The following is a 24,081-nucleotide window of genomic DNA, read 5'->3' on the forward strand; positions in this document are numbered from 1 at the left end:
AAGCGATGAATGTTTCGTCAAGCGACAATGTGACGAATTTGTTAATCGATCGGCAATTAATTAACTAAGTGTGCAAGGGATCACGAAAAAATGCAGCGATATGAAATTTTCATTATTACAGCGTGAGAAATACGTTTTTTTAATGGTCTCTTATTTTGAATAAAAGATATTGACTTCCTTTCTTTTTACTCTTTAAAAATAAATTAACGTCACCTCTTTCGCGTTTCACCGGTGAAACTCATTTTTAATTTATCTTTAATAAACAATGAGTTTCACAGGTGAACCATTTTAGCTCCGTGACAATCACATTGATGAAAAATATAAGTTACAAAAAACGTAAGGCGGACATGATGACGGCAAGATGGCAAGGCACGATTGCGCTTTTATTACTCATTATTATTTCGTACGTCGATCGGATAATTATCTCGGTAATGATTTTAAACCCGGAATTTGCCGAACATTTTCAGTTAAATGAAAAAAGAATGTTACAGGGCCTACTCATGACTGTTTTCTTCTGGGTTATGGTTTTTCCGCTCTATTATTAACGCCGGTTATTGAAAGCAAACTTCATTATCGGCAGGGATTATTAAGCAGCATTGCGATTTGGGCCGCGGTCTGCGCGGTTTCGCCTTTGTTAGGCTCGCTGACGGGAATGGTCATCGCCCGCGAAATAACCGGGGTTTGTCCACACCTTCACGCTGGCCTGGGGAATGTTGCTGCTGCGCATGCGGCGCGCAGCAGCAATCAGCGCGTAAGGCTTATTCGCCTTTTTTCGCTGCCTGGATGTAGAGCATTTCCAGCGCCAGGGTCGCCGCGGCCAGCGCGGTGATCTCGGACTGGTCATAGGCCGGAGCCACTTCCACCACGTCCATCCCGACAATGTTAAGATCCTTCAGGCCGCGCACCAGCTTGATGGCGCGGTCTGACGTCAGGCCGCCGATCACCGGCGTACCGGTACCCGGTGCGAATGCCGGATCCAGGCAGTCAATGTCGAAGGTCAGGTAGACAGGCATATCGCCGACGATCTGCTTAACCTGAGCCAGAATATCGTCCACGCCGCGATCGTTCACCTGGCCCGCGTCGAGTACGGTGAAGCCGTTGTCTTTGTCGAACTCGGTGCGGATGCCGATCTGCACGGAGTGGTTCGGATCGATCAGGCCTTCTTTCGGCGCGGTGTAGAACATGGTGCCGTGGTCGAATTCGCAGCCGTTCGCGTAGGTGTCGGTATGCGCGTCAAAGTGCACCAGCGCCATTTTACCGAAGTGCTTCGCGTGGGCGCGCAGCAGCGGCAGGGTCACGAAGTGGTCACCGCCGAAGGAGAGCATGCGTTTACCGGCCGCCAGCAGCTTCTCGGCGTGCGCCTGCAATTTTTCGCTCATTTCGCGCGCGTCACCGAAGGCGTACACCAGATCACCGCAGTCCACCACGTTCAGGCGCTCGCGCATGTCGAAGTTCCACGGGAAGCGGTTGTGCTCCCAGGCCAGGTTGGTGGAAACCTGACGAATTGCCGCCGGGCCATGACGTCCACCCGCACGACCGGACGTTGCCATGTCGAACGGTACGCCGGTGATCACCCAGTCAGCATCGCTGTCGTAAGGCTGGAAGTTCATCGGAAGGCGTAAAAAACCAAACGCGTTAGATACCAGAGAGTTATCGTACTGATGACCTAAAGTGCTCATGTCCTGACCTCTTATAAAGTCGATACATTAAAAACAGATGAAAAAAAATCCCCTCCGCGTCGTTAAACCCGACGAGGAAGGGATTGATTCGTAAATCGCATAGTGGGGCGAATTATCGCCGTTAATTCATACGGGTTCAAGTGAGTATAGGGCATCGTGCGGTCTGATGCCCTCACCCCAACCCTCTCCCACCGGGAGAGGGAGGTTTTACTACTCGTCTTCCAGATACGTATACCCGTACAGACCCGCTTCAAACTCTTCCAGGAACTGCTGCTGCAAGGCATCGTCCAGACCGGTGTTTTTGACCTGATCGCGGAACTGGGTGAGCAGTTTTTTCGGATCCAGCTGAACGTATTCGAGCATATCCGCCACGGTGTCCCCTTCGTCGGACAGCTCAACCTCCACGCTGCCGTCAGGGAAGACAAACACGTCAACCGCTTCGGTATCACCGAACAGGTTGTGCATGTTGCCGAGGATCTCCTGATACGCACCCACCATAAAGAAGCCCAGCATTGGCGGGTTCTCCGGATCGTACTCCGGCATTGGCATGGTCGTTGCGATACCGTCACCGTCGACGTAGTGGTCAATCGCGCCGTCTGAGTCACAGGTAATGTCCAGCAGCACCGCGCGGCGTTCCGGCGCATGATTCAACCCTTCCAGCGGCAGAACCGGGAACAGCTGGTCGATACCCCAGGCATCCGGCATCGACTGGAACAGGGAGAAGTTGACGTACATTTTGTCCGCCATACGTTCCTGCAACTCGTCGATAATCGGACGGTGTGCGCGGTTGCTCGGATCGAGCTGCTTCTGCACTTCATGGCACATGTTCAGATAGAGCTGCTCCGCCCACGCGCGTTCCTGCAGGCTAAAGGTGCCTGAAGAATAACCGACGTGAATGTCGTGCAGATCCATCTGGCTGTCGTGCAGCCATTCGCGCAGAGAACGACGCGTGCCCGGCTCGTGCATCTCCTGCCAGGTTTCCCACATGCTTTGCAGGGAACGTGGAGCATCGTCTGCCGGAGGCGTGGCTTCAGTGATTTCGCTGCGCTCAACACCGATGATGTTAGAGACCAGCACCGTATGGTGCGCAGTGACCGCGCGGCCGGATTCGGTGATCACCGTCGGGTGCGGCAGGCCGTGCTCTTCGCAGGCATCGCCAATCGCCCAGATAATGTTGTTGGCGTATTCGTTCAGGCCGTAGTTGACCGAGCAGTCAGACTGCGAGCGTGTCCCTTCGTAATCCACGCCCAGGCCACCGCCCACGTCAAAGCACTGAATATTTACGCCAAGCTTGTGCAGCTCAACGTAGAAACGTGCCGATTCACGCACGCCGGTGGCAATGTCGCGAATGTTGGCCATCTGCGAGCCAAGGTGGAAGTGCAGCAGCTGAATGCTGTCCAGACGACCGCGCTCGCGCAGAATTTCCACCAGCTGAAGCACCTGGTTCGCCGCGAGGCCGAACTTGGATTTTTCACCGCCGGAAGACTGCCATTTACCGGAACCCTGCGACGCCAGTCGCGCACGCACACCAAGGCGTGGGATCACGTTCAGACGCTCGGCCTCTTCCAGCACGATCGCGATTTCGGTCATCTTCTCGATCACCAGATAGACCTTGTGGCCCATCTTCTCGCCAATCAACGCCAGACGAATGTATTCGCGGTCTTTATAGCCGTTACAGACGATCACCGACCGGGTCATGCCCGCGTGCGCCAGAACCGCCATCAGCTCCGCTTTGGAGCCAGCTTCCAGGCCCAGCGGTTCGCCGGAGTGGATCAGGGACTCAATCACGCGACGGTGCTGGTTTACCTTGATCGGGTAAACAAGGAAATAGTCGCCGTTATAACCATACGATTCCCGCGCGCGTTTGAACGCGGCGTTAATAGAACGCAGGCGATGTTGCAGGATCTGCGGGAAGCAGAACAGTGCAGGCAAGCGCTGACCCTGGGCTTCACGGGCTTTCACCAGCTTAGCGAGATCCACGCGCGCTTCCGGGACGTCCGGATCCGGGCAGACACTGATGTGGCCCAGCTCGTTAACGTCGTAGTAGTTATTGCCCCACCAGGCAATATTGTAAGTGCGCAGCATCTTGCTGGCTTCCTGGGAGCTCATCGCAACCTCCTGCATAGAACGTAGTACACCCTGTTCGCCTGCTGACGAAGGCGAAAGCGAAGACATGTCGTCAGACATAGCGAACCTCAACTCTTTGTATTAAGTGTAAAACAGTTGACTACTATCGCAGCGTTATACGGCGATAACAACCCATTAACGGCTCCATTTCCCAGCAGAGTATGCTGAAATCCAGACCGTGCGACCGGTTTCTTATTCATATCATTGTAAAACACGTATCCGAACTCTGTATGACAAGGTTCGGCGAAACCACGAGAAAACTCCTGTATTAACAAGAGCGCCCTTGTTCAGTTTTCACAAAGCGTGACCGGCTCTGGAATCCTGAGAAGCACCGAGATGGGTATAACATCGGCAGGTGTTTAGACCAGAAGTGCGGGTGGGAATCAAATGCGCGCCAGAACGACTGCGCTGAATGAGCGGAAAACAATGGTTCATTATCTCGTATCACCTCCACGGCCGCCTCTGCTGAAACGGACCACAAGCCAAAGCTAAAAGTTCACTGCTTAACCCGGCTGGAAGTGGCGACACGATGTGTTCATCGAGCGCTTATTTTATATGAGCCGCGCGCCGCGTTTTATACCGAGAAGGTCGCTAAAAAGCAAAACAAAAATGCGCAGGTTGCCAGCGCCGTCAGGAAAAATTTCCAGCCGTGTTTTCAACGCAGTGAGAGGTGAGTCAAAAAAAACTGGAAATCGGGTGAAGAAGTGACCTAAAATAGACGTCCAGATGTTAATCCATCCATACCGATTAACACTCAGACTGCCAGTGTCAAAATCCTGCAGGCCTTGGTAGAATTATCTCCTTTGGCTATTCCACACAGCAGTTCGAGCTAACCAAATTCCTTTTAGGTGAAATAAAACATGGCAAAACACCTGTTTACGTCCGAGTCCGTATCAGAAGGACATCCTGATAAAATTGCTGACCAAATCTCCGATGCGGTGCTGGATGCGATCCTCGCGCAGGATCCAAAGGCGCGCGTAGCGTGTGAAACCTATGTCAAAACCGGCATGGTTCTGGTTGGCGGTGAGATCACCACCAGCGCATGGGTTGATATCGAAGAGATCACCCGTAACACGGTGCGTGAGATCGGTTATGTACATTCTGATATGGGCTTTGATGCCAACTCCTGCGCCGTACTGAGCGCTATCGGCAAACAGTCCCCGGACATCAACCAGGGCGTTGACCGTGCCGATCCGCTGGAACAGGGCGCGGGCGACCAGGGCCTGATGTTCGGCTACGCGACCAACGAAACCGACGTGCTGATGCCAGCGCCGGTGACTTACGCACACCGTCTGGTGCAGCGTCAGGCTGAAGTGCGTAAAAACGGCACCCTGCCGTGGCTGCGTCCGGATGCGAAAAGCCAGGTGACCTTCCAGTATGACGACGGGAAAATCGTCGGCATTGATGCCGTGGTTCTTTCCACGCAGCATGCTGAAGATATTGACCAGAAATCCCTGCAGGAAGCGGTGATGGAAGAGATCATCAAGCCGGTTCTGCCAACTGAATGGCTGAGCTCTGCGACCAAATTCTTCATCAACCCAACCGGACGCTTCGTTATCGGCGGCCCAATGGGTGACTGCGGTCTGACCGGTCGTAAAATCATCGTAGATACCTACGGCGGCATGGCGCGCCACGGTGGCGGCGCGTTCTCCGGTAAAGACCCGTCTAAGGTGGACCGTTCTGCGGCGTACGCTGCACGTTATGTGGCGAAAAACATCGTTGCTGCGGGCCTGGCTGACCGCTGTGAAATTCAGGTTTCCTACGCCATCGGCGTGGCTGAGCCAACCTCCATCATGGTGGAAACCTTCGGTACTGAAAAAGTGCCTTCTGAACAGCTGACCCTGCTGGTGCGTGAGTTCTTCGACCTGCGTCCATACGGTCTGATTCAGATGCTGGATCTGCTGCACCCAATCTACCAGGAAACCGCAGCGTACGGTCACTTTGGTCGCGAACATTTCCCTTGGGAAAAAACCGACAAAGCCGCCCTGCTGCGTGATGCTGCCGGTCTGAAATAAACGACTGCCAGCAGCTTAAACAGGCCAGCCTTTGTGCTGGCCTTTTTTATGTCGGGTGGCGGCTATGCCTTACCCGACCTACGGGTAGTGAATTTTTGTAGGCCGGGTAAGGCGCAGCCGCCACCCGGCAATGTTTGGAACCGTTTACACCTCACTCTCTATACCCCGCTTTCAGAATATTCTCTTTGCATGATCGCATTTCTTCTGCTGTTACATTCCCTTTCAGTTAAGTCTGAAATTTGTGCAAACGCGATGCATATCAATTAATTTACCTCTATATTTTCAAAGCTTTAATTATTTTTACGGTTACAAACTAGTGTAACCGATTACACCGTTGTGATTTGACTCACATATTTTTATGAGCCGCTCACCTACTCTTAATATCGTAAAAACTGATAACCCAACTGGAGGGCATAATGCCTGACAATAATAAACAGGGGCGTACGTCCAATAAGGCAATGACGTTCTTCGTCTGCTTCCTCGCCGCTCTGGCAGGATTACTCTTTGGCCTGGATATTGGCGTAATTGCCGGTGCATTACCTTTCATCACCGATGAGTTCCAGATTAGCGCACACACTCAGGAATGGGTGGTCAGCTCCATGATGTTCGGTGCCGCCGTCGGCGCGGTCGGCAGCGGCTGGCTCTCCTTTAAGCTCGGGCGTAAAAAGAGCCTGATGATCGGCGCGATCCTGTTCGTTGCCGGCTCACTGTTCTCTGCCGCTGCGCCTAACGTTGAAGTGCTGATCCTCTCCCGCGTGCTGCTCGGTCTGGCAGTGGGCGTGGCGTCTTATACTGCCCCGCTGTACCTGTCTGAAATCGCACCGGAAAAAATCCGCGGCAGCATGATTTCCATGTACCAGCTGATGATCACCATCGGTATTCTGGGGGCTTATCTTTCCGATACCGCCTTCAGCTACAGCGGCGCATGGCGCTGGATGCTGGGCGTCATCATCATTCCGGCCATTCTGCTGCTGATTGGTGTCTTCTTCCTGCCGGACAGCCCGCGCTGGTTCGCCGCCAAACGCCGCTTCCACGATGCCGAACGCGTGCTCTTACGCCTGCGTGATACCAGCGCCGAAGCCAAAAACGAGCTGGAAGAGATCCGCGAAAGCCTGAAGGTCAAACAGTCCGGCTGGGCGCTGTTCAAAGAGAACAGCAACTTCCGCCGCGCGGTGTTCCTCGGTGTGCTGTTACAGATCATGCAACAGTTCACCGGGATGAACGTCATCATGTATTACGCGCCGAAAATCTTCGAACTGGCGGGCTACACCAACACCACCGAACAGATGTGGGGCACCGTGATCGTCGGCCTGACCAACGTGCTGGCGACCTTTATCGCTATCGGTCTGGTGGACCGCTGGGGGCGTAAACCAACCCTGACGCTGGGCTTCCTGGTGATGGCCATCGGGATGGGCGTGCTGGGTACCATGATGCACATGGGCATTCACTCCCCAACGGCACAGTACTTCGCCGTGGCGATGCTGCTGATGTTTATTATTGGGTTTGCGATGAGCGCCGGTCCGCTGATTTGGGTGCTGTGCTCTGAGATCCAGCCGCTGAAAGGGCGTGATTTTGGTATCACCTGTTCTACCGCAACCAACTGGATTGCCAACATGATCGTCGGCGCAACGTTCCTGACCATGCTCAATACCCTGGGTAACGCCAATACCTTCTGGGTCTACGCCGGTCTGAACCTGTTCTTTATCGTTCTCACTATCTGGCTGGTTCCTGAAACCAAACATGTTTCACTGGAACACATTGAACGTAACCTGATGAAAGGTCGTCCTCTGCGCGAAATCGGCGCACACGACTGATCCTCCTGCGGGAGGCGCCTCTTGCGCCTCCCCGCTTCCCGCTTTATGCTCTGCCCCTATGAAAGCTCCCCGTCTCCCCATCGCCATTCAGCAAGCCGTCATGCGCAGCCTGCGGGAAAAACTCGCCCAGGCCAACCTGAAGCTCGGCCGCAATTATCCTGAACCGAAGCTGGTCTATCAGCAGCGTGGCACCGCGGCAGGCACCGCCTGGCTGGAATCGTATGAGATCCGCCTGAATCCGGTGTTGATGATGGAAAATCAGCAGGCGTTTATCGAAGAAGTGGTGCCGCACGAGCTGGCCCACCTTCTGGTGTGGAAACACTTTGGCCGCGTCGCGCCGCACGGCAAAGAGTGGAAATGGATGATGGAGGCGGTGCTCGGCGTTCCGGCTCGCCGCACCCACCAGTTCGAGCTGGAATCGGTACGCCGCAATACGTTTCCCTACCGCTGCCAGTGCCAGCAGCACCAGCTTACCGTGCGCCGTCACAACCGCGTGGTGCGCGGCGAGGCGACCTATCGCTGCGTAAAGTGCGGCGAACCACTGGTGGCGGAATAATCACTCGAACTTTCAGGAACTTTCCTGATCTGACTGATTGCATACGGGAACAACATTCGTTACGTTGCGGGCTCGTTTTGACACGGAGTGTAAGATGTCCCGTAATGTTTCTCTCGCAGTCGCTTTTCTGGCGGCGGCGCTCTCCGGCCATGCTCTGGCCGACGGTATTCACAGTTTCTCACAGGCAAAAACCGCAGGCGTAAAGATTAACGCCGACGTACCGGGTGATTTCTACTGCGGCTGTAAAATTAACTGGCAGGGTAAGAAAGGGGTCGTGGATCTGGGATCCTGCGGCTATAAGGTGCGCAAGAACGAGAACCGCGCCAGCCGAATCGAATGGGAACACGTTGTTCCGGCCTGGCAGTTTGGCCACCAGCGCCAGTGCTGGCAGGACGGTGGACGTAAAAATTGCGCAAAAGATCCGGTCTACCGCCAGATGGAAAGCGATATGCACAACCTGCAACCCGCCGTGGGTGAAGTCAATGGCGACCGCGGAAACTTCATGTACAGCCAGTGGAACGGTGGCGAAGGCCAGTACGGTCAGTGCGCCATGAAGGTCGATTTCAAAGAGAAACTCGCCGAACCGCCTGCCCGCGCGCGCGGCAGCATCGCCCGCACTTACTTCTATATGCGCGACCGCTACGATCTCAACCTTTCCCGCCAGCAGACGCAGCTCTTCAATGCCTGGGACAAGCTCTACCCGGTGACGGACTGGGAATGCCAGCGCGACGAACGTATCGCCAAAGTCCAGGGGAATCACAACCCTTACGTCCAGCGGGCTTGCCAGGCGCAAAAGAGCTAACCTACACTACGGCAATTCGCTTATATCGCATGACACATGGAATTTCTGACTATGCGCATCCCTCGCATCTATCACCCTGAACTGATTACCCCAGGCGGCGAAATCGCCCTGTCTGATGATGCCGCAAACCACGTAGGCCGCGTGCTGCGCATGGGCGCAGGCCAGGCGATTCAGCTCTTTGACGGCTCTAATCAGATTTTTGACGCTGAAATTACGCGCGCCGATAAAAAAAGCGTGCACGTGAAGGTGCTGCGTGGCGACGTGGACGACCGGGAATCCCCGCTGCACATTCACCTTGGCCAGGTGATGTCGCGCGGGGAAAAGATGGAGTTCACCATTCAGAAATCCATTGAACTGGGTGTAAGCCTCATTACGCCACTTTTTTCTGAGCGCTGCGGCGTTAAACTGGATGCGGAACGTCTGAACAAAAAGATCCAGCAGTGGCAGAAAATTGCCATTGCAGCCTGTGAACAGAGTGGCCGCAACCGCATCCCGGAGATCCGCCCGGCGATGGATCTGGAGGACTGGTGTGCAGAAGAGGAAAGCGGGCTTAAGCTTAATCTTCATCCGCGCGCCAGCGCCAGCATCAATACGCTGCCGCTGCCCGTTGAGCGCGTACGCCTGCTGATTGGCCCGGAAGGCGGCCTGTCGGCTGACGAAATCGCCATGACGGCGCGTTACCAGTTTACTGATATTCTGTTGGGACCTCGCGTTCTGCGCACTGAGACAACGGCACTCACCGCCATTACCGCCCTACAGGTGCGATTTGGCGATCTGGGTTGAAGCAAAGCCTGACCCATAACCGGAGAAGAACATGATTAAGCTCGGCATCGTGATGGACCCCATCGCAAACATTAACATTAAGAAAGATTCCAGCTTCGCTATGCTGCTGGAAGCGCAGCGTCGCGGCTATGAACTCCACTATATGGAGATGAACGATCTGTACCTGATCAACGGTGAAGCCCGCGCACGTACCCGCATCGTTAACGTCGAGCAGAACTACGAAAAATGGTACGAATTCGGCACCGAGCAGGATATTGCCCTGGCCGACCTTAACGTCATCCTGATGCGTAAAGATCCGCCGTTCGACACCGAATACATTTACTCCACCTATATCCTTGAGCGTGCCGAAGAGAAAGGCACGCTGATCGTCAACAAGCCGCAGAGCCTGCGCGACTGCAACGAGAAGCTCTATACCGCATGGTTCTCTGACCTGACGCCGGAAACGCTGGTGACCCGCAGCAAAACGCAGCTGAAAGAATTCTGGCAGAAGCACGGCGACATCATCATGAAGCCGCTGGACGGCATGGGCGGCGCATCGATCTTCCGCGTGAAAGAGGGCGACCCGAACATTGGCGTGATTGCCGAAACGCTGACCGAGCTGGGGACCCGCTACTGCATGGCGCAAAACTATCTGCCGGCCATTAAAGACGGCGACAAGCGTGTGCTGGTTGTAGACGGCGAGCCGGTGCCTTACTGCCTGGCGCGTATCCCGCAGGGTGGTGAAACCCGTGGCAACCTGGCGGCCGGAGGCCGTGGCGAACCGCGTCCGTTAAGCGAAAGCGACTGGGAAATTGCCCGCCGCGTCGGCCCTACGCTGAAAGCCAAAGGCCTGATCTTCGTTGGCCTCGATATCATCGGCGATCGTCTGACCGAAGTGAACGTCACCAGCCCGACCTGCATTCGTGAGATCGAAGCGGAATTCCCGATCTCGATCACCGGAATGCTGATGGACGCTATCGAAAAACGTTTACAGAAATAACCTGTGACAGCGCCTGTGTTTATCCCCATACTGGGCGCTGTCGCTTTTTAAACCAGGAAACAGTACCTCTGACAATGAATTTACAGCATCACTTTCTTATTGCCATGCCTGCTCTCCAGGATCCGATTTTCCGCCGCGCCGTGGTCTATATTTGCGAATACAACGAAGACGGCGCAATGGGGATTATCATCAATAAGCCGCTGGAAAACCTTCAGGTTGAAGGCATTCTGGACAAGCTGAAAATCCCTGCTGAAGCGCGGCTGCCGGAAATCCGTCTTGATAAACCTGTGATGCTCGGCGGACCGCTTGCAGAAGATCGTGGCTTTATCCTGCATACCCCGCCGGTTTTCTCGTCCAGCATTCGTATCTCCGATAACACCGTCGTCACCACCTCTCGCGATGTGCTCGAAACACTGGGCACGGCAAATCAGCCTTCTGAGGTGCTGGTTGCGCTCGGCTACGCTTCCTGGGAAAAAGGGCAGCTGGAACAAGAAATTCTGGACAACGCCTGGCTGACGGCCCCTGCGGATATGAATATCCTGTTTAAAACCCCTATCGCCGATCGCTGGCGTGACGCGGCAAAACTGATTGGCATTGATATTCTGACCATGCCTGGCGTTGCGGGGCACGCGTAATGAGCGGCACCCTTCTCGCCTTTGACTTCGGCACCAAAAGCATCGGCGTCGCTGTGGGTCAACGGATCACCGGCACCGCCCGCCCGCTCACAGCGCTGAAAGCTAACGACGGCACGCCGGACTGGAACCTTATTGAGCGCTTGCTCAAAGAGTGGCAGCCGGACGACGTGATTGTCGGTCTGCCGTTGAACATGGACGGCACCGAGCAGCCGCTTACCGCCCGCGCGCGCAAGTTCGCGAACAAAATTCATGGCCGCTTTGGTGTCTCCGTTAAGCTGCACGATGAACGTTTGAGCACCGTCGAGGCACGCGCTGGCCTGTTCGAGCACGGTGGCTTCCGGGCGTTGAACAAAGGCAGCGTGGATTCAGCTTCAGCCGTCATTATCCTCGAAAGCTATTTCGAACAGGGTTACTGAGCGCCGGGGCCTACAGCCGCCCCTGCGCCCGTCGCTCCGCCAGACTCTGCTCAAAGTTCTGCATCCCCGCCTGCTGCCCCGTTTGAATAATGCCCGGCAGTTGCCAGGTTTTGCCTTCGCGGATCAGGTTTGCCGCCGCCGACGTATTCACCAGTAGCTCATACAGCGCCACGCGCCCGCCCTGGACATCCTGACGCAGCTTCTGCGCCAGTACCGCACGCAGGCTTCCCGCCAGCTGATTACGAACCGGATCTTTCTCCTGCGCCGGGAAGGTATCGACCAGGCGCTCGATCGCCTGCGCCGCGCCGCGCGTGTGCAGCGTGGCCAACACCAGATGGCCAGTCTCAGCCGCCGTCAGCGCCAGGCGTATCGTCTCGCTGTCGCGCAGCTCACCAAGCAGAATCACATCCGGATCTTCACGCAGCGCACTGCGCAGGGCCTCGGCAAAGGACGGGCTATGCTGGCCTATCTCCCGCTGCCGGATGAGGCAACGTTCACTCTGGTACATAAACTCCACCGGATCTTCCAGGGTCAGAATGTGCCCGTCCGTATGGTGATTGAGAAAATCGACCATCGCGGCCAGGGTGGTCGATTTCCCGCTGCCGGTGGCGCCGGTGACCAGAATCAGGCCATTGTCATTGGACAAAAGCTCCGGGATCGCGCGCGGCACGCCTAGCGCAGAGAGCTGCGGACACGTCAGCGGCAACAGGCGTAGCGCGATCGAAACGCCGTGCATATGCTTAAACGCACTGCCGCGCAGCCGCTGACCGCCTGTGAGGGTAACGGCAAAATCTACCTGCCCGTTTGCCCACCAGGCACCCTGCTGCTCGTCGTTGAGCCACGCTTTTAATAACGCCTCCACATCGGGGGGCGGAAACGGCGCAGGTTCAAGACGGCCTGACCTGCGCCAGCGCGGTGGTGAATCACTGCACAGGTGTAGATCGGAGACGTTATGCTTTACACTAAGGGCCACAATTTCTTCCACATCCATAGACAACTCCTCGGAAAATGAACGACATTGCGCATAACCTGGCACAGGTCCGGGACAAAATCTCAGCCGCGGCAACGCGTTGCGGCCGTGCTTCAGAAGAAATTACGTTGCTTGCAGTCAGCAAGACCAAGCCTGCGAGCGCCATCGCAGAAGCGATAGCCGCCGGTCATCGTGCCTTTGGTGAAAACTATGTGCAGGAAGGCGTAGATAAGATTCGCGCTTTCCGGGAGCGGGGAAATACAGACCTGCAGTGGCACTTTATCGGTCCGCTACAGTCGAACAAAAGCCGTCTGGTAGCAGAGCACTTCGACTGGTGTCACACCATCGATCGTCTGCGTATCGCTACCCGTTTGAGCGACCAGCGCCCTATGGAGATGCCAGCGCTTAACGTGCTGATTCAAATCAACATCAGTGATGAAAACAGCAAGTCCGGCATTACGCTGAGCGAACTGGATGCGCTGGCGACGGACGTGGCGGCGCTGCCGCGCTTAACCCTGCGCGGACTGATGACCATTCCGGCACCAGAGTCAAGTTATGAAAGGCAGTTTGCCGTAGCACAGCAAATGGCTGTAGCATTTGAGGCGCTTAAAGCGCGCTATGACACGGTAGACACGCTTTCTCTGGGCATGTCGGACGATATGGAAGCCGCCATCGCGGCAGGCAGCACCATGGTGCGCATCGGCACAGCAATTTTCGGTGCGCGCGATTACACCCAATAATAAGGAAACCTGAGGAACGCCATGAAGACGTTGACTTTCCTGCTTTCAACGGTCATTGAACTGTATACGATGGCGCTGCTACTGCGCGTCTGGATGCAGTGGGCCCGTTGTGATTTTTACAATCCATTCTCACAATTTATCGTGAAAATCACGCAGCCCATTGTGGGGCCGCTTCGCCGCATCATTCCGGCAATGGGGCCGATTGACAGTTCATCTCTGCTGATGGCGTTTATTCTGAGCGTTATCAAAGCGATCGTGCTGTTTATGGTCATCACTTTCCAGCCGATTATCTGGATTTCAGCCGTTCTGATCCTGGTTAAAACCGTCGGCTCGCTGATCTTCTGGGTCCTGCTGGTGATGGCGATTATGAGCTGGGTAAGCCGGGGCCGTAGCCCGGTGGAGTACGCGTTGATTCAGCTGACTGAACCATTGCTGCGTCCGATCCGTAGCCTGCTGCCTGCGATGGGCGGAATCGACTTCTCCCCGATGCTTCTCGTTTTGCTGCTGTACGTGCTGAATATGGGTATCGCGGAACTGTTACAGGCGACGGGTAGTATGCTGCTGCCGGGGCTGTGGATGGCGTTATGAGTGCAGTTAGCCCCTGCGCCGACGGGCTGGTTTTACGGCTGTACATTCAGCCGAAAGCCAGCCGCGACAGCATTGTTGGGCTGCATGGCGACGAGCTAAAAGTCGCCATCACTGCCCCGCCCGTTGACGGCCAGGCGAATGCGCATCTGACTAAATATCTGGCAAAACAGTTTCGCGTCGCTAAAAGCCAGGTCATCATTGAGAAAGGTGAACTTGGCCGGCATAAACAGGTAAAAATCCTTAACCCGCAATCTATCCCGACGGAAGTCGCGGCTCTGACAAAACAGGACTAAACCATGCAGAAAGTTGTTCTCGCCACCGGTAACGCCGGTAAAGTGCGCGAGCTGGCCTCGCTATTACATGATTTTGGGCTGGACGTGGTGGCTCAGACCGAGCTGGGCGTGGACTCCGCCGAAGAAACCGGCCTGACGTTTATCGAAAACGCCATTCTGAAAGCGCGCCATGCGGCGCAGGTAACCGGACTGCCCGCGATTGCCGATGACTCCGGTCTGGCCGTGGATTTTCTGGGCGGTGCGCCGGGGATTTACTCCGCCCGCTATTCCGGGGTGGACGCCACCGACCAGCAGAACCTGGAAAAGCTGCTTGTGGCCCTGAACGACGTCCCTGACGAACAGCGTACCGCGCAGTTCCACTGCGTGCTGGTGTACATGCGTCACGCGGAAGATCCCACGCCGATTGTCTGTCACGGCAGCTGGCCGGGCGTGATCACCCGTGAAGCGGCGGGCAACGGCGGCTTTGGTTACGACCCGATTTTCTTTGTCCCGACCGAGGGCAAAACCGCTGCGGAACTCACCCGCGAAGAGAAAAGCGCGATCTCCCACCGTGGACGCGCCCTGAAACTGTTACTGGAAGCACTGCGTAATGGCTAATTTGCCGCCTCTGAGTCTTTATATTCACATCCCATGGTGCGTGCAGAAATGCCCGTACTGCGATTTCAACTCGCACGCGCTGAAGGGCGAAGTGCCGCACGATGATTACGTCGCGCATCTGCTGGCCGATCTGGATGCCGATGTACCGTACGCACAGGGACGTGAAGTGAAGACCATTTTTATTGGTGGCGGTACGCCGAGCCTGCTTTCAGGCCCGGCGATGCAGACGCTGCTGGACGGTGTGCGCGCACGCCTGAACCTGGCAGCGGATGCTGAAATTACGATGGAAGCCAACCCGGGCACCGTTGAGGCCGACCGTTTTGTCGAGTATCAGCGCGCGGGCGTGAACCGTATCTCCATCGGCGTGCAGAGCTTTAGCGAGCCAAAGCTGAAGCGTCTGGGGCGCATTCATGGCCCGGAAGAGGCAAAGCGCGCGGCGAACCTGGCAACGGGGCTTGGGCTGCGCAGTTTTAACCTCGATTTGATGCACGGCCTGCCGGATCAGTCGCTGGAAGAAGCGCTGGACGATTTGCGTCAGGCAATTGAACTGAACCCGCCGCATCTGTCGTGGTATCAGTTGACCATTGAACCGAACACCCTGTTTGGTTCCCGTCCTCCGGTGCTGCCGGACGATGACGCGCTGTGGGATATCTTCGAGCAGGGCCACCAGCTTTTGACCGCGGCGGGGTATCAGCAATACGAAACCTCGGCGTATGCGAAGCCGGGCTATCAGTGTCAGCACAACCTGAACTACTGGCGCTTTGGTGATTATCTGGGGATTGGCTGCGGGGCACACGGCAAAGTGACCTTCCCGGACGGGCGCATTCTGCGCACTGCAAAAACGCGTCATCCGCGCGGGTTTATGGAAGGCCGCTACCTGGAGCGTCAGCATGACGTCGAGGCGGTGGATAAGCCGTTTGAGTTCTTTATGAACCGCTTCCGTCTGCTGGAAGCCGCACCGCGCGCGGAGTTTGCGCTCTACACCGGGTTGTCAGAGTCGGTGATTCGTCCGCAGATTGACGAGGCGTTGGCGCAGGGGTATCTGACCGAGTGTAATGAGTACTGGCAGATCACCGAGCACGGTAAGCTGTTCCTAAACTCCCTTCTTGAGCTGTTCCTCGCTGAAAATCCTGAAGGCTGATTCAGGATTTTACATCCCGTTCTGCTGGTTGAGGGAAAGGCTGGCAGAGTGTGGGGATGGAAAAATCAAAACAACTCCGCAAACAAATGACACCCGAAGAATTACGCCTCTGGTATCTGCTCAGAGGTCGCCGCTTCTTTGGGTATAAGTTTCGCCGACAGATGCCGGTTGGGCCGTACATCGTGGATTTTGCCTGCTTTAAGGCGAAACTGATTGTTGAGCTGGACGGGGGGCAACATCAGGATAAAGAGGCCTATGACTCTCGTCGCACCGAGTTTTTGAATGCGAACTGCTGGGAAGTCGTACGGTTCTGGAATCATGAATTCAGGGCTAATGAGGAGGAGATGCTGATGGCTATTCTGCAACGATTGCAATGCCTGATGCCCTCACCCTAACCCTCTCCCACAGGGAGAGGGAACTGGTTACTCCCTCTCCCCTGGGGAGAGGGCCGGGGTGAGGGGCCCTACGCGCAGAGGCGTTACTTCAGCGTCCCCACCAGCGCCTTCCGGCTGTCTTCCAGGGACACCACGCGTTTACACACGTCTTTGCCGAACTGCTGGAAATCGGCTTCCTGATTCTTCCACTCGTTCTGAATCGAGGTTTGCAGTCCGCCCAGGCTACCCAGTACACCCTGCAACGGATTACCGCCGCCTTTCAGCACCGCTTTGGCGCCCATCTCGTTGATGCTGTCCTGGAGAATGCCGCCCATCGCCTGGTTCACCAGCTGCTGACCGTCGGCTCGCACCTGATCGATCGCCTTATAGTGGAACGTCAGGCCATCAGAGCGCGTCTCAATAATGCGGTTCATCTGTTCTTTCAGCTGTTTATCCAGCTTCGTCAGGCGGGTGCGCATATTGCTGCTCTCCCCCACCTCTTTGGTGATGATTTTATCCAGCGCCACGCGGCCCTTCTCAACGCGGGTCAGCGCGCCATCGTTTATCCATGGCAGCGCGGTACGCAACTCGGCCTGGTAGTCCATCGCCTGCTCGCGCTGGGCGGCCGTCAGGTTTTGCTGTTTGCCGTTAAACGTCACGTTGCCATCCGGCGTGATCACCAGATTGCCATTCTCGCCCTTAACCTGCACGGTTTGCGGGCTTAATACCACGTCGTCACGCGGGGTGACGCTACATTTATACTCCGCATGGGCGGTGGTTCCGATTGCCAGTAAAGCAACCGCCAGCAACGTTTTACGCATCTTCAACACTCCCTCAGACAAAATGGGCCAGCTAATGCTGGCCCCGTTCTTGCTTTATTAGTCCCACCAAACGTCGAAAAGTTCGCTGACGCGGACATCTTCCAGTTTGTGGTCTTCAAGCCATTTGCGTACCAGCGCCTGATGTTCTTCGGTGCATTTCCCCACTTCCTGGGTGCAAATCAGACCTTCCCACGCCAGATAGCCGCTACCGTCGAAGGCCAGCTTGTTGGGTTCGATCACCTCGTTGATGAACGCATCAACGTCCTGATCGATCTGCTCAACGCTGGTGCCTTCCGGGAAACGCCAGGCAACGGAGAAACCCACTTCCTGGAATTCTTCGATGTGCATCTTTTTACGCAGACGACGACTACGATTCTTTGCCATTATTTCACCCTCTCGAACATTAAGTCCCATACGCCGTGACCAAGACGATGGCCACGCTGTTCAAATTTTGTCACCGGACGTGAATCCGGACGCGGTACGTAGTCGTTGCTTTCAGACTGGTTTTTATACCCGTCCAGCGACGACATCACTTCCAGCATATGTTCCGCATAAGGTTCCCAGTCGGTCGCCATGTGGAAGACGCCGCCCAGCTTAAGCTTACTTTTCACCAGCTCGGCAAACGGCGCCTGAACGATACGGCGTTTATTATGACGCGCTTTGTGCCACGGGTCAGGGAAAAAGAGCTGAACCATGTTCAAAGAATTGTCAGGAATCATTTTGTGCAGCACTTCCACCGCGTCGTGACACATAACGCGCAGGTTCTCAACGCCCTCTTCATGGGCCGTTGCCAGACACGCACCGACGCCTGGCGAGTGCACTTCAATACCGAGGAAGTTCTGCTCCGGTCGCGCTTTCGCCATAGTGACCAGCGAGGTGCCCATGCCAAAACCGATCTCCAGCGTCACTGGCGCATCGCGGCCAAACAGCTCGGTAAAGTCGAGCGGCTGCTCGCTGAACTCAACGCCCATCACCGGCCAGTAGTTGTCCAGCGCGTGTTGCTGCCCTTTTGTCAGGCGGCCCTGACGGCGGACAAAGCTGCGAATACGGCGCAGCGGGCGACCGTTTTCATCAAATTCCGGTGAAATGACGTCGTTTTTCATAAAAGAGTTGTCTGCTTGTGAGAGTGTACGGGAAACGGGCATTATCCAAAGTTAAGGCTTCTATGCAAGCATGGGAAAGATCCGGTTTACAGCAGATTGACGCTGTGCTGCAATCTGCCTCCCTGATTAAGCGAATCGATGACCATGCAAGCCTCTCAATTTTCAGCCCAGGTGCTGGACTGGTACGACAAATACGGGCGTAAAACCCTGCCCTGGCAAATTGAAAAAACGCCTTACAAAGTATGGCTCTCCGAGGTGATGTTGCAACAAACGCAGGTCGCGACGGTCATTCCTTACTTCGAGCGTTTTATGGCGCGCTTCCCGACAATCACCGATCTGGCCAACGCGCCGTTAGACGAGGTATTGCACCTGTGGACAGGCCTCGGCTATTACGCCCGCGCGCGCAACCTGCACAAAGCCGCACAGCAGGTCGCCACCCGCCACAACGGTAAATTCCCGGAGACCTTTGACGAGGTTGCGGATTTGCCCGGCGTCGGGCGTTCAACCGCAGGCGCAATCCTTTCCCTGTCTTTAGGCAAGCATTTCCCTATTCTCGACGGCAACGTCAAGCGCGTGCTGGCACGCTGCTACGCCGTAGAAGGCTGGCCGGGCAAGAAAGAGGTTGAGAAGCGCCTGTGGGAGATCAGTGAAGCGGTCACTCCGGCGAAAGGGGTGGAACGTTTTAACCAGGCGATGATGGATCTGGGCGCGATGGTCTGCACCCGTTCAAAACCGAAGTGCGAACTCTGCCCGGTAAATAACCTCTGCGTGGCCTATGCGAACCACTCCTGGGCGCAGTATCCGGGGAAAAAACCGAAGCAGACGCTGCCTGAACGCACCGGGTACATGCTGCTGATGCAGCATGGCGACGAGGTGTTTCTCGCCCAGCGCCCGCCGAGTGGCCTGTGGGGTAGTCTATACTGCTTCCCACAGTTTGAGGATGAAGCTTCGCTTCGGGCATGGCTTGAACAGCGCGGCATTGCGGCCGATACCCTGACGCAACTCAACGCGTTCCGTCATACCTTCAGCCATTTCCATCTGGATATTGTGCCTATGTGGCTTCCCGTGTCCTCATTCACCTCCTGCATGGATGAAGGCACCGCTCTCTGGTATAACTTAGCGCAACCGCCATCAGTCGGGCTGGCGGCTCCCGTGGAGCGCCTGTTACAGCAATTACGTGTCGGTGCAATGGTTTAGCATCGGCAAGACAAAGAGGAATGAGTATGGCCAGAACCATTTTTTGTACTTTCCTGCAGCGCGACGCTGAAGGCCAGGATTTCCAGCTCTACCCGGGCGACCTGGGTAAACGCATTTACAACGAGATCTCCAAAGAAGCCTGGGGACAGTGGCAGAAAAAACAGACCATGCTGATCAACGAGAAAAAGCTCAGCATGATGAACCCGGAACACCGCAAGCTGCTGGAGCAGGAGATGGTGAACTTCCTGTTCGAGGGTAAAGACGTCCACATCGAAGGCTATACGCCACCGGAAAAATAATACTCTGCGGCTGCTGCCCGGCGGCGCTGCGCTTGCACGGGCCTACGGTTATGTAGGCCGGGTAAGCGCAGCGCCACCCGGCAACAGCAACCTCAAAGCAAACACAACACGCACTCCCGGAATGATGAAAAAACTATTAGCGCTAGCACTTGTTGCGCCGTTGCTTGTGTCTTGTTCTTCCAAAAAGGGCGATAGCTATAACGAAGCCTGGGTTAAGGACACCAACGGTTTTGACATTTTGATGGGGCAGTTTGCCCATAACATCGAGAACATATGGGGATTTAACGAAGTTCTTATTGCCGGACCGAAGGACTACGTTAAGTATACCGACGCCTATCAGACCCGTAGCCACATCAACTTCGATGACGGTACGATTACGATTGAAACCATCGCGGGGACTGAACCTGCGGCGCATTTACGTCAGGCCATCATCAAAACCCTGCTGATGGGCGACGATCCGGGATCTATCGATCTCTACTCTGATGCCGATGACATCACTATCTCCAAAGAGCCATTCCTGTATGGGCAGGTCGTTGACCAGACCGGTCAGCCGATTCGCTGGGAAGGGCGCGCGACGAACTTCGCAGACTATTTGCTGCAAACGCGCCTGAAAAGCCGCACCAATGGCCTGAAGGTGATCTATAGCGTTACGATCAACCTGGTGCCGAACCACCTCGACAAGCGTGCGCATAAGTATCTGGGCATGGTGCGTCAGGCGTCGCGTAAGTATGGCGTGGATGAGTCGCTGATCCTGGCGATTATGCAGACCGAATCCTCGTTCAACCCGTATGCGGTGAGCCGTTCCGACGCGCTGGGGCTGATGCAGGTTGTGCAGCACAGCGCCGGTAAAGACGTGTTCCGCGCGCAGGGGAAATCCGGTACGCCGAGCCGCAGCTACCTGTTTGACCCGCAAAGCAACATTGATACCGGTACCGCATATCTGGCGATGCTGAACAATGTTTATCTCGGCGGGATTGATAACCCGACTTCACGTCGCTATGCGGTGATCACCGCCTACAACGGCGGCGCGGGCAGCGTCCTGCGCGTCTTCTCGAACGATAAAGTTCAGGCCGCGAACATCATCAACAGCATGGCGCCGGGGGATGTCTACTCAACCCTCACCACTCGCCACCCGTCTGCGGAATCCCGCCGCTATCTGTATAAGGTGAATACGGCGCAGAAGAACTACCGTCGCCGCTAGAAACCAACACCACCCCTCACCCTGCCCTCTCCCCAAAGGGGAGAGGGTGTTCAAGTTCCCTCTCCCCTTTGGGGAGAGGGTTAGGGTGAGGGGGCATCAGACCGCACCCATCTCATCCCACCCATACAAAAATGCTATTTGCATCACAATCCAAACTGCAAATTAATGTGGATTGCATTTTTTTGCGGGAGGTAACAAAACATATCGTTGCCAACTGATAGAATTGCATCAAATAACAACCCTGAATGTTCCTATAACAACATATCTCCCGCTCACTTGTGAGGAAAGTAACATGAACCTTAAGCTGCAGCTTAAAATCTTGTCGTTTCTGCAGTTCTGCCTGTGGGGTAGCTGGCTGACTACACTCGGCTCCTATATGTTTGTGACGCTCAAGTTCGATGGCGCGTCAATCGGTGCCGTCTACAGCTCGCTGGGTATTGCGGCTGTTTTCATGCCAACGCTGCTCGGTATCGTGGCGGATAAATGGCTAAGCGCGAAATGGCTGTATATGCTTTGCCACCTGGTGGGTGCGGGGACGCTGTTTATGGCGGCCGAAGTGACCACGCCGGGGGCGATGTTCATGGTGATCCTGCTTAACTCGCTGGCCTATATGCCAACGCTTGGCCTGATCAACACCATCTCCTACTACCGCCTGAAATCTGCCGGTCTGGATATCGTCACCGACTTCCCGCCAATCCGTATCTGGGGCACCATCGGCTTTATCATGGCAATGTGGGGCGTGAGCTTCGCGGGCTTCGAGCTGAGCCACATGCAGCTGTATATTGGTGCCGCGCTCTCCGTGCTGCTGGCGCTGTTCACCCTGACGCTGCCCACCATTCCGGTTTCTAACCAGCAGAAAAACCAGAGCTGGAGCACCATGCTTGGCCTGGATGCCTTCGCCCTGTTCAAAAACAAGCGCATGGCGATCTTCTTTATTTTCTCCATGCTGCTGGGCGCGGAACTGCAAATCACCAACATGTTCGGTAATACCTTCCTGCACAGCTTCGATAACGATCCGCTGTTTGCCGGGAGCTTTATCGTTGAACACGCGTCGGTGATGATGTCCATCTCGCAGATCTCTGAGACGCTGTTCATCCTGACCATCCCGTTCTTCCTGAGCCGCTACGGCATCAAGAACGTCATGCTGATCAGTATCGCTGCCTGGATGTTGCGCTTCGGTCTGTTCGCCTACGGCGACCCAAGCGCGTTCGGTACCGTGCTGCTGGTTCTGTCGATGATTGTTTACGGCTGCGCCTTCGACTTCTTCAACATCTCCGGCTCGGTGTTTGTAGAAAAAGAGGTGAAACCTGAAATTCGCGCCAGCGCGCAGGGCATGTTCCTGATGATGACCAACGGCTTCGGCTGTATTCTGGGCGGCGTGGTGAGCGGCAAAGTGGTTGAGATGTATACCACCAACGGCATCACCAACTGGCAGCCAGTGTGGCTGATCTTCGCCGGGTACTCACTGGTGCTTTTCTTCGCGTTCATCGTGCTGTTCAAGTACAAGCACGTACGCGAACCACACGGTGCGCAGCCGATCGCGCATTGATTGTTGTGCCCGGTGGCGCTGCGCTTACCGGGCCTACAAAACCAGACCGTAGGCCGGGTAAGGCGTAGCCGCCACCCGGCTATTTTATTCCAGAAAGCACCCACCCCACCGACAGCAAATCCGCGCTGCCGCCCGGGCTCAGATTGCGTTCAATCAATGCCTTATCCATCTTCAGCAACGCCTCGCAGTCCCAGCCGTTAGCCAGTAATTCCCGCGCGTAGCCCTGAACGTAGCGCAGCCCCTCAATGCCGCCGCGCGAAACGAGATTGCTGTCCTGATTTACCGCCATCAGGCGCAACAGCAGGGCGTGAAGCGACTGACCGTTCCACGCATCCAAAGCCTTACGCACCGTGCTGAAGCCGCTTTCTGCCTCACCGCGCGCGCCGGTTAAACCGTACTGCTGAAACTGTCGCTCTCCCGCCGTTGCCTGCCCGCTGCGCCCGCCCAGTTCCCGCGCCACGAGCCCACGACAGATGTTACTTACCTCACAACAGAGGCTATCCGCAGAGATATTTTTCACACGTCCGGCGGCGAAGCAGAGCAAACCAAGGGCAAAAATCCCGCCCTTGTGCGTGTTCACCCCGCCCGTGGCGGCGTACATCGCCTGCTCACAGGCCATTCCCATCGGGCGGATAATCCGTAGCTGCTCTCCAGCAGGTTTTTCCGCATGTGCTTCACCCAGTTCCGCAAAACGGGCAAACCACGGCGTAATCGCCGCAATGCTGCGGAGGAATAAGATATGGTCCATATCGCGATGGGAGCCGTTATTGAGCCTGTCCACCAGCCCCGGTTTGGGGGTCAGCTCCAGCTCCTGCCACAGCGCCTCTGCGGCAAGCGCAGGAACATCAACCGGGCGCGGTTTAGTCGCGAGCAAACCAGTCATCTATCATTTTCTCCACGCGGGAAACCACCTGCTCAACGGGATGGTGCCGAGAACGGGAACAAGCGTGGGCAGGCTCGTCGCAAATCAGACAGCGCCTGAGGTGTGAACCCAACGACTGACGGCCAACGTGGCCGTTTTCAGGGCAGATCACATCCAGATCCCACAGTCTGCCGAGCGGGTGCGTCTGCTCCAGTTCAGCACAGTGCGCTTTAATTTCCGCCGCCGGATGCGCGACGCACCACAGCGCTTCAGGTCCGGTGGGTAGCCAGAGCACCTGGCGATCCAGCACCTGCCAGCGGTTTTCCCACAGCAGCTGGTCGCACATCTGTAACGCCACGCCCATGGTGTTGCGATAGCGCAGGCTGTCTTTGATTTGCCCGGGCGTGACCAGCGTTAGGGAGATCACCGGTTGTTGATGGTGCGTAAGCCAGTCAGCCTGACGGGCTGCGCGGCGCTCTTTCGCCGCCAGTAGCGCGTCCAGGCTGACACCCGTCCGCACGGGTGTCGCAATAGTCATAT

At 55.9% G+C, this 24,081-nt stretch carries 28 protein-coding genes and 1 pseudogene; 19 read left to right on the forward strand and 10 right to left on the reverse strand.

Features of this window, described 5'->3' with window-relative positions; genetic code table 11:
- Positions 1-350 precede the first annotated feature (350 nt).
- A pseudogene (locus ACQG0S_RS18215) lies at positions 351-682 on the forward strand (MFS transporter); the annotation flags it as partial.
- 76 nt (positions 683-758) lie between these two features.
- Here the strand turns inward: ACQG0S_RS18215 and speB are convergent.
- The 4 genes from speB to ACQG0S_RS18235 all read right to left on the reverse strand — a co-directional run bounded on the left by speB (position 759) and on the right by ACQG0S_RS18235 (position 4,241).
- Positions 759-1,679, reverse strand: coding sequence for an agmatinase (gene speB / locus ACQG0S_RS18220; protein WP_017382921.1), 921 nt, complete (start codon positions 1,677-1,679; stop codon positions 759-761).
- Between the two features lie 210 nt (positions 1,680-1,889).
- Positions 1,890-3,866 (reverse strand): biosynthetic arginine decarboxylase, encoded by a 1,977-nt coding sequence (gene speA / locus ACQG0S_RS18225; protein WP_022649348.1) that lies wholly within the window; start codon positions 3,864-3,866, stop codon positions 1,890-1,892.
- Between the two features lie 8 nt (positions 3,867-3,874).
- Complete coding sequence (gene yqgB / locus ACQG0S_RS18230; RefSeq protein WP_057979949.1) at positions 3,875-4,006, reverse strand: acid stress response protein YqgB; 132 nt, start codon at positions 4,004-4,006, stop codon at positions 3,875-3,877.
- Positions 4,007-4,100: 94 nt separating this feature from the next.
- Complete coding sequence (locus ACQG0S_RS18235; RefSeq protein ID WP_418251239.1) at positions 4,101-4,241, reverse strand: hypothetical protein; 141 nt, start codon at positions 4,239-4,241, stop codon at positions 4,101-4,103.
- Positions 4,242-4,666: 425 nt separating this feature from the next.
- Here ACQG0S_RS18235 and metK point away from each other — a divergent pair, with 425 nt between their 5' ends.
- The 8 genes from metK to ruvX all read left to right on the forward strand — a co-directional run bounded on the left by metK (position 4,667) and on the right by ruvX (position 11,806).
- Positions 4,667-5,821 carry a methionine adenosyltransferase gene (gene metK / locus ACQG0S_RS18240; protein WP_022649349.1) on the forward strand — a complete coding sequence of 385 codons (1,155 nt, stop codon included), beginning with the start codon at positions 4,667-4,669 and terminating at the stop codon, positions 5,819-5,821.
- Between the two features lie 416 nt (positions 5,822-6,237).
- The gene (gene galP, locus ACQG0S_RS18245) at positions 6,238-7,635 is read left to right on the forward strand and encodes a galactose/proton symporter (protein ID WP_023306911.1); all 1,398 of its coding nucleotides are present in this window, start codon (positions 6,238-6,240) and stop codon (positions 7,633-7,635) included.
- A 58-nt stretch (positions 7,636-7,693) separates the two neighbouring features.
- Positions 7,694-8,191 carry a SprT family zinc-dependent metalloprotease gene (locus tag ACQG0S_RS18250; RefSeq protein ID WP_003860035.1) on the forward strand — a complete coding sequence of 166 codons (498 nt, stop codon included), beginning with the start codon at positions 7,694-7,696 and terminating at the stop codon, positions 8,189-8,191.
- Between the two features lie 94 nt (positions 8,192-8,285).
- A complete protein-coding gene (gene endA / locus ACQG0S_RS18255) occupies positions 8,286-8,993 on the forward strand; it encodes a deoxyribonuclease I (RefSeq protein WP_023306912.1) in 708 nt (235 codons plus the stop codon).
- A gap of 51 nt (positions 8,994-9,044) precedes the next feature.
- The gene (gene rsmE / locus ACQG0S_RS18260; protein ID WP_003860033.1) at positions 9,045-9,776 is read left to right on the forward strand and encodes a 16S rRNA (uracil(1498)-N(3))-methyltransferase; all 732 of its coding nucleotides are present in this window, start codon (positions 9,045-9,047) and stop codon (positions 9,774-9,776) included.
- A 31-nt stretch (positions 9,777-9,807) separates the two neighbouring features.
- Positions 9,808-10,755 (forward strand): glutathione synthase, encoded by a 948-nt coding sequence (gene gshB / locus ACQG0S_RS18265; RefSeq protein ID WP_003860032.1) that lies wholly within the window; start codon positions 9,808-9,810, stop codon positions 10,753-10,755.
- A 74-nt stretch (positions 10,756-10,829) separates the two neighbouring features.
- Complete coding sequence (locus ACQG0S_RS18270) at positions 10,830-11,390, forward strand: YqgE/AlgH family protein (RefSeq protein WP_022649353.1); 561 nt, start codon at positions 10,830-10,832, stop codon at positions 11,388-11,390.
- Complete coding sequence (gene ruvX / locus ACQG0S_RS18275) at positions 11,390-11,806, forward strand: Holliday junction resolvase RuvX (RefSeq protein ID WP_006811925.1); 417 nt, start codon at positions 11,390-11,392, stop codon at positions 11,804-11,806. The genes ACQG0S_RS18270 and ruvX overlap by 1 nt, the downstream gene beginning before the upstream one ends.
- Before the next feature lie 10 nt (positions 11,807-11,816).
- Here the strand turns inward: ruvX and ACQG0S_RS18280 are convergent, their stop codons facing one another.
- On the reverse strand, positions 11,817-12,797 hold the full coding sequence (locus tag ACQG0S_RS18280; protein WP_022649354.1) for a type IV pilus twitching motility protein PilT: 981 nt from the start codon (positions 12,795-12,797) through the stop codon (positions 11,817-11,819).
- Between the two features lie 17 nt (positions 12,798-12,814).
- On the opposite strand from ACQG0S_RS18280, the gene ACQG0S_RS18285 reads away from it, so the two are divergent.
- From ACQG0S_RS18285 to ACQG0S_RS18310, 6 genes are read left to right on the forward strand one after another with little or no spacing between them, the layout of a single operon-like run.
- The gene (locus tag ACQG0S_RS18285; RefSeq protein WP_063137631.1) at positions 12,815-13,516 is read left to right on the forward strand and encodes a YggS family pyridoxal phosphate-dependent enzyme; all 702 of its coding nucleotides are present in this window, start codon (positions 12,815-12,817) and stop codon (positions 13,514-13,516) included.
- A gap of 21 nt (positions 13,517-13,537) precedes the next feature.
- Positions 13,538-14,104: a YggT family protein gene (locus ACQG0S_RS18290; RefSeq protein WP_063137632.1), complete on the forward strand. Its 567-nt coding sequence runs from the start codon at positions 13,538-13,540 to the stop codon at positions 14,102-14,104.
- Complete coding sequence (gene yggU, locus ACQG0S_RS18295) at positions 14,101-14,397, forward strand: DUF167 family protein YggU (protein WP_022649356.1); 297 nt, start codon at positions 14,101-14,103, stop codon at positions 14,395-14,397. Before ACQG0S_RS18290 ends, yggU begins: the two co-directional genes overlap by 4 nt.
- 3 nt (positions 14,398-14,400) lie before the next feature.
- Positions 14,401-14,994, forward strand: a complete 594-nt coding sequence (locus tag ACQG0S_RS18300) for an XTP/dITP diphosphatase (RefSeq protein ID WP_045308344.1) — start codon at positions 14,401-14,403, stop codon at positions 14,992-14,994.
- The gene (gene hemW, locus ACQG0S_RS18305; protein WP_038416710.1) at positions 14,987-16,135 is read left to right on the forward strand and encodes a radical SAM family heme chaperone HemW; all 1,149 of its coding nucleotides are present in this window, start codon (positions 14,987-14,989) and stop codon (positions 16,133-16,135) included. Before ACQG0S_RS18300 ends, hemW begins: the two co-directional genes overlap by 8 nt.
- Before the next feature lie 56 nt (positions 16,136-16,191).
- Positions 16,192-16,530: an endonuclease domain-containing protein gene (locus ACQG0S_RS18310; RefSeq protein ID WP_063137633.1), complete on the forward strand. Its 339-nt coding sequence runs from the start codon at positions 16,192-16,194 to the stop codon at positions 16,528-16,530.
- An 83-nt stretch (positions 16,531-16,613) separates the two neighbouring features.
- Here ACQG0S_RS18310 and ACQG0S_RS18315 read toward each other — a convergent pair whose 3' ends face one another.
- The 3 genes from ACQG0S_RS18315 to trmB are packed head-to-tail and all read right to left on the reverse strand — an operon-like array spanning position 16,614 to position 18,433.
- Positions 16,614-17,330, reverse strand: coding sequence for a DUF2884 domain-containing protein (locus tag ACQG0S_RS18315; protein ID WP_022649360.1), 717 nt, complete (start codon positions 17,328-17,330; stop codon positions 16,614-16,616).
- Positions 17,331-17,387: 57 nt separating this feature from the next.
- Entirely contained in the window at positions 17,388-17,714 is a 327-nt protein-coding gene (locus ACQG0S_RS18320; RefSeq protein ID WP_003862421.1) for a YggL family protein, read from the reverse strand.
- A complete protein-coding gene (gene trmB / locus ACQG0S_RS18325; protein ID WP_022649361.1) occupies positions 17,714-18,433 on the reverse strand; it encodes a tRNA (guanosine(46)-N7)-methyltransferase TrmB in 720 nt (239 codons plus the stop codon). The genes ACQG0S_RS18320 and trmB overlap by 1 nt, the downstream gene beginning before the upstream one ends.
- Positions 18,434-18,577: 144 nt before the next feature.
- Here trmB and mutY point away from each other — a divergent pair, with 144 nt between their 5' ends.
- The 4 genes from mutY (at position 18,578) to ACQG0S_RS18345 (ending at position 22,679) form a co-directional block, all read left to right on the forward strand.
- A complete protein-coding gene (gene mutY / locus ACQG0S_RS18330) occupies positions 18,578-19,630 on the forward strand; it encodes an A/G-specific adenine glycosylase (RefSeq protein WP_169441300.1) in 1,053 nt (350 codons plus the stop codon).
- Between the two features lie 26 nt (positions 19,631-19,656).
- Positions 19,657-19,929 carry an oxidative damage protection protein gene (locus ACQG0S_RS18335; protein ID WP_003862425.1) on the forward strand — a complete coding sequence of 91 codons (273 nt, stop codon included), beginning with the start codon at positions 19,657-19,659 and terminating at the stop codon, positions 19,927-19,929.
- Positions 19,930-20,053: 124 nt separating this feature from the next.
- The gene (mltC, locus tag ACQG0S_RS18340) at positions 20,054-21,130 is read left to right on the forward strand and encodes a membrane-bound lytic murein transglycosylase MltC (RefSeq protein ID WP_032621902.1); all 1,077 of its coding nucleotides are present in this window, start codon (positions 20,054-20,056) and stop codon (positions 21,128-21,130) included.
- A gap of 292 nt (positions 21,131-21,422) precedes the next feature.
- Positions 21,423-22,679, forward strand: a complete 1,257-nt coding sequence (locus tag ACQG0S_RS18345) for a nucleoside permease (RefSeq protein ID WP_022649364.1) — start codon at positions 21,423-21,425, stop codon at positions 22,677-22,679.
- Between the two features lie 79 nt (positions 22,680-22,758).
- On the opposite strand, the gene citG is transcribed toward ACQG0S_RS18345, so the two are convergent.
- Together citG and citX are read right to left on the reverse strand one after the other, a co-directional pair.
- Entirely contained in the window at positions 22,759-23,562 is an 804-nt protein-coding gene (gene citG, locus ACQG0S_RS18350) for a triphosphoribosyl-dephospho-CoA synthase CitG (protein WP_063137634.1), read from the reverse strand.
- Positions 23,540-24,079, reverse strand: a complete 540-nt coding sequence (gene citX, locus ACQG0S_RS18355) for a citrate lyase holo-[acyl-carrier protein] synthase (protein ID WP_022649366.1) — start codon at positions 24,077-24,079, stop codon at positions 23,540-23,542. The genes citG and citX overlap by 23 nt, the downstream gene beginning before the upstream one ends.
- Positions 24,080-24,081: the final 2 nt, after the last annotated feature.

The organism is Enterobacter cloacae complex sp. 418I7, from assembly GCF_050030705.1.
Lineage (GTDB): Bacteria > Pseudomonadota > Gammaproteobacteria > Enterobacterales > Enterobacteriaceae > Enterobacter > Enterobacter intestinihominis.

Coding starts and splice junctions, on each gene's coding strand:
- speB (WP_017382921.1), bottom strand. CDS start 1,679: ATGAGCACTTTAGGTCATCAGTACGATAACTCTCTGGTATCTAACGCG.
- speA (WP_022649348.1), bottom strand. CDS start 3,866: ATGTCTGACGACATGTCTTCGCTTTCGCCTTCGTCAGCAGGCGAACAG.
- yqgB (WP_057979949.1), bottom strand. CDS start 4,006: ATGAATAAGAAACCGGTCGCACGGTCTGGATTTCAGCATACTCTGCTG.
- ACQG0S_RS18235 (WP_418251239.1), bottom strand. CDS start 4,241: ATGAACCATTGTTTTCCGCTCATTCAGCGCAGTCGTTCTGGCGCGCAT.
- metK (WP_022649349.1), top strand. CDS start 4,667: ATGGCAAAACACCTGTTTACGTCCGAGTCCGTATCAGAAGGACATCCT.
- galP (WP_023306911.1), top strand. CDS start 6,238: ATGCCTGACAATAATAAACAGGGGCGTACGTCCAATAAGGCAATGACG.
- ACQG0S_RS18250 (WP_003860035.1), top strand. CDS start 7,694: ATGAAAGCTCCCCGTCTCCCCATCGCCATTCAGCAAGCCGTCATGCGC.
- endA (WP_023306912.1), top strand. CDS start 8,286: ATGTCCCGTAATGTTTCTCTCGCAGTCGCTTTTCTGGCGGCGGCGCTC.
- rsmE (WP_003860033.1), top strand. CDS start 9,045: ATGCGCATCCCTCGCATCTATCACCCTGAACTGATTACCCCAGGCGGC.
- gshB (WP_003860032.1), top strand. CDS start 9,808: ATGATTAAGCTCGGCATCGTGATGGACCCCATCGCAAACATTAACATT.
- ACQG0S_RS18270 (WP_022649353.1), top strand. CDS start 10,830: ATGAATTTACAGCATCACTTTCTTATTGCCATGCCTGCTCTCCAGGAT.
- ruvX (WP_006811925.1), top strand. CDS start 11,390: ATGAGCGGCACCCTTCTCGCCTTTGACTTCGGCACCAAAAGCATCGGC.
- ACQG0S_RS18280 (WP_022649354.1), bottom strand. CDS start 12,797: ATGGATGTGGAAGAAATTGTGGCCCTTAGTGTAAAGCATAACGTCTCC.
- ACQG0S_RS18285 (WP_063137631.1), top strand. CDS start 12,815: ATGAACGACATTGCGCATAACCTGGCACAGGTCCGGGACAAAATCTCA.
- ACQG0S_RS18290 (WP_063137632.1), top strand. CDS start 13,538: ATGAAGACGTTGACTTTCCTGCTTTCAACGGTCATTGAACTGTATACG.
- yggU (WP_022649356.1), top strand. CDS start 14,101: ATGAGTGCAGTTAGCCCCTGCGCCGACGGGCTGGTTTTACGGCTGTAC.
- ACQG0S_RS18300 (WP_045308344.1), top strand. CDS start 14,401: ATGCAGAAAGTTGTTCTCGCCACCGGTAACGCCGGTAAAGTGCGCGAG.
- hemW (WP_038416710.1), top strand. CDS start 14,987: ATGGCTAATTTGCCGCCTCTGAGTCTTTATATTCACATCCCATGGTGC.
- ACQG0S_RS18310 (WP_063137633.1), top strand. CDS start 16,192: ATGGAAAAATCAAAACAACTCCGCAAACAAATGACACCCGAAGAATTA.
- ACQG0S_RS18315 (WP_022649360.1), bottom strand. CDS start 17,330: ATGCGTAAAACGTTGCTGGCGGTTGCTTTACTGGCAATCGGAACCACC.
- ACQG0S_RS18320 (WP_003862421.1), bottom strand. CDS start 17,714: ATGGCAAAGAATCGTAGTCGTCGTCTGCGTAAAAAGATGCACATCGAA.
- trmB (WP_022649361.1), bottom strand. CDS start 18,433: ATGAAAAACGACGTCATTTCACCGGAATTTGATGAAAACGGTCGCCCG.
- mutY (WP_169441300.1), top strand. CDS start 18,578: ATGCAAGCCTCTCAATTTTCAGCCCAGGTGCTGGACTGGTACGACAAA.
- ACQG0S_RS18335 (WP_003862425.1), top strand. CDS start 19,657: ATGGCCAGAACCATTTTTTGTACTTTCCTGCAGCGCGACGCTGAAGGC.
- mltC (WP_032621902.1), top strand. CDS start 20,054: ATGAAAAAACTATTAGCGCTAGCACTTGTTGCGCCGTTGCTTGTGTCT.
- ACQG0S_RS18345 (WP_022649364.1), top strand. CDS start 21,423: ATGAACCTTAAGCTGCAGCTTAAAATCTTGTCGTTTCTGCAGTTCTGC.
- citG (WP_063137634.1), bottom strand. CDS start 23,562: ATGACTGGTTTGCTCGCGACTAAACCGCGCCCGGTTGATGTTCCTGCG.
- citX (WP_022649366.1), bottom strand. CDS start 24,079: ATGACTATTGCGACACCCGTGCGGACGGGTGTCAGCCTGGACGCGCTA.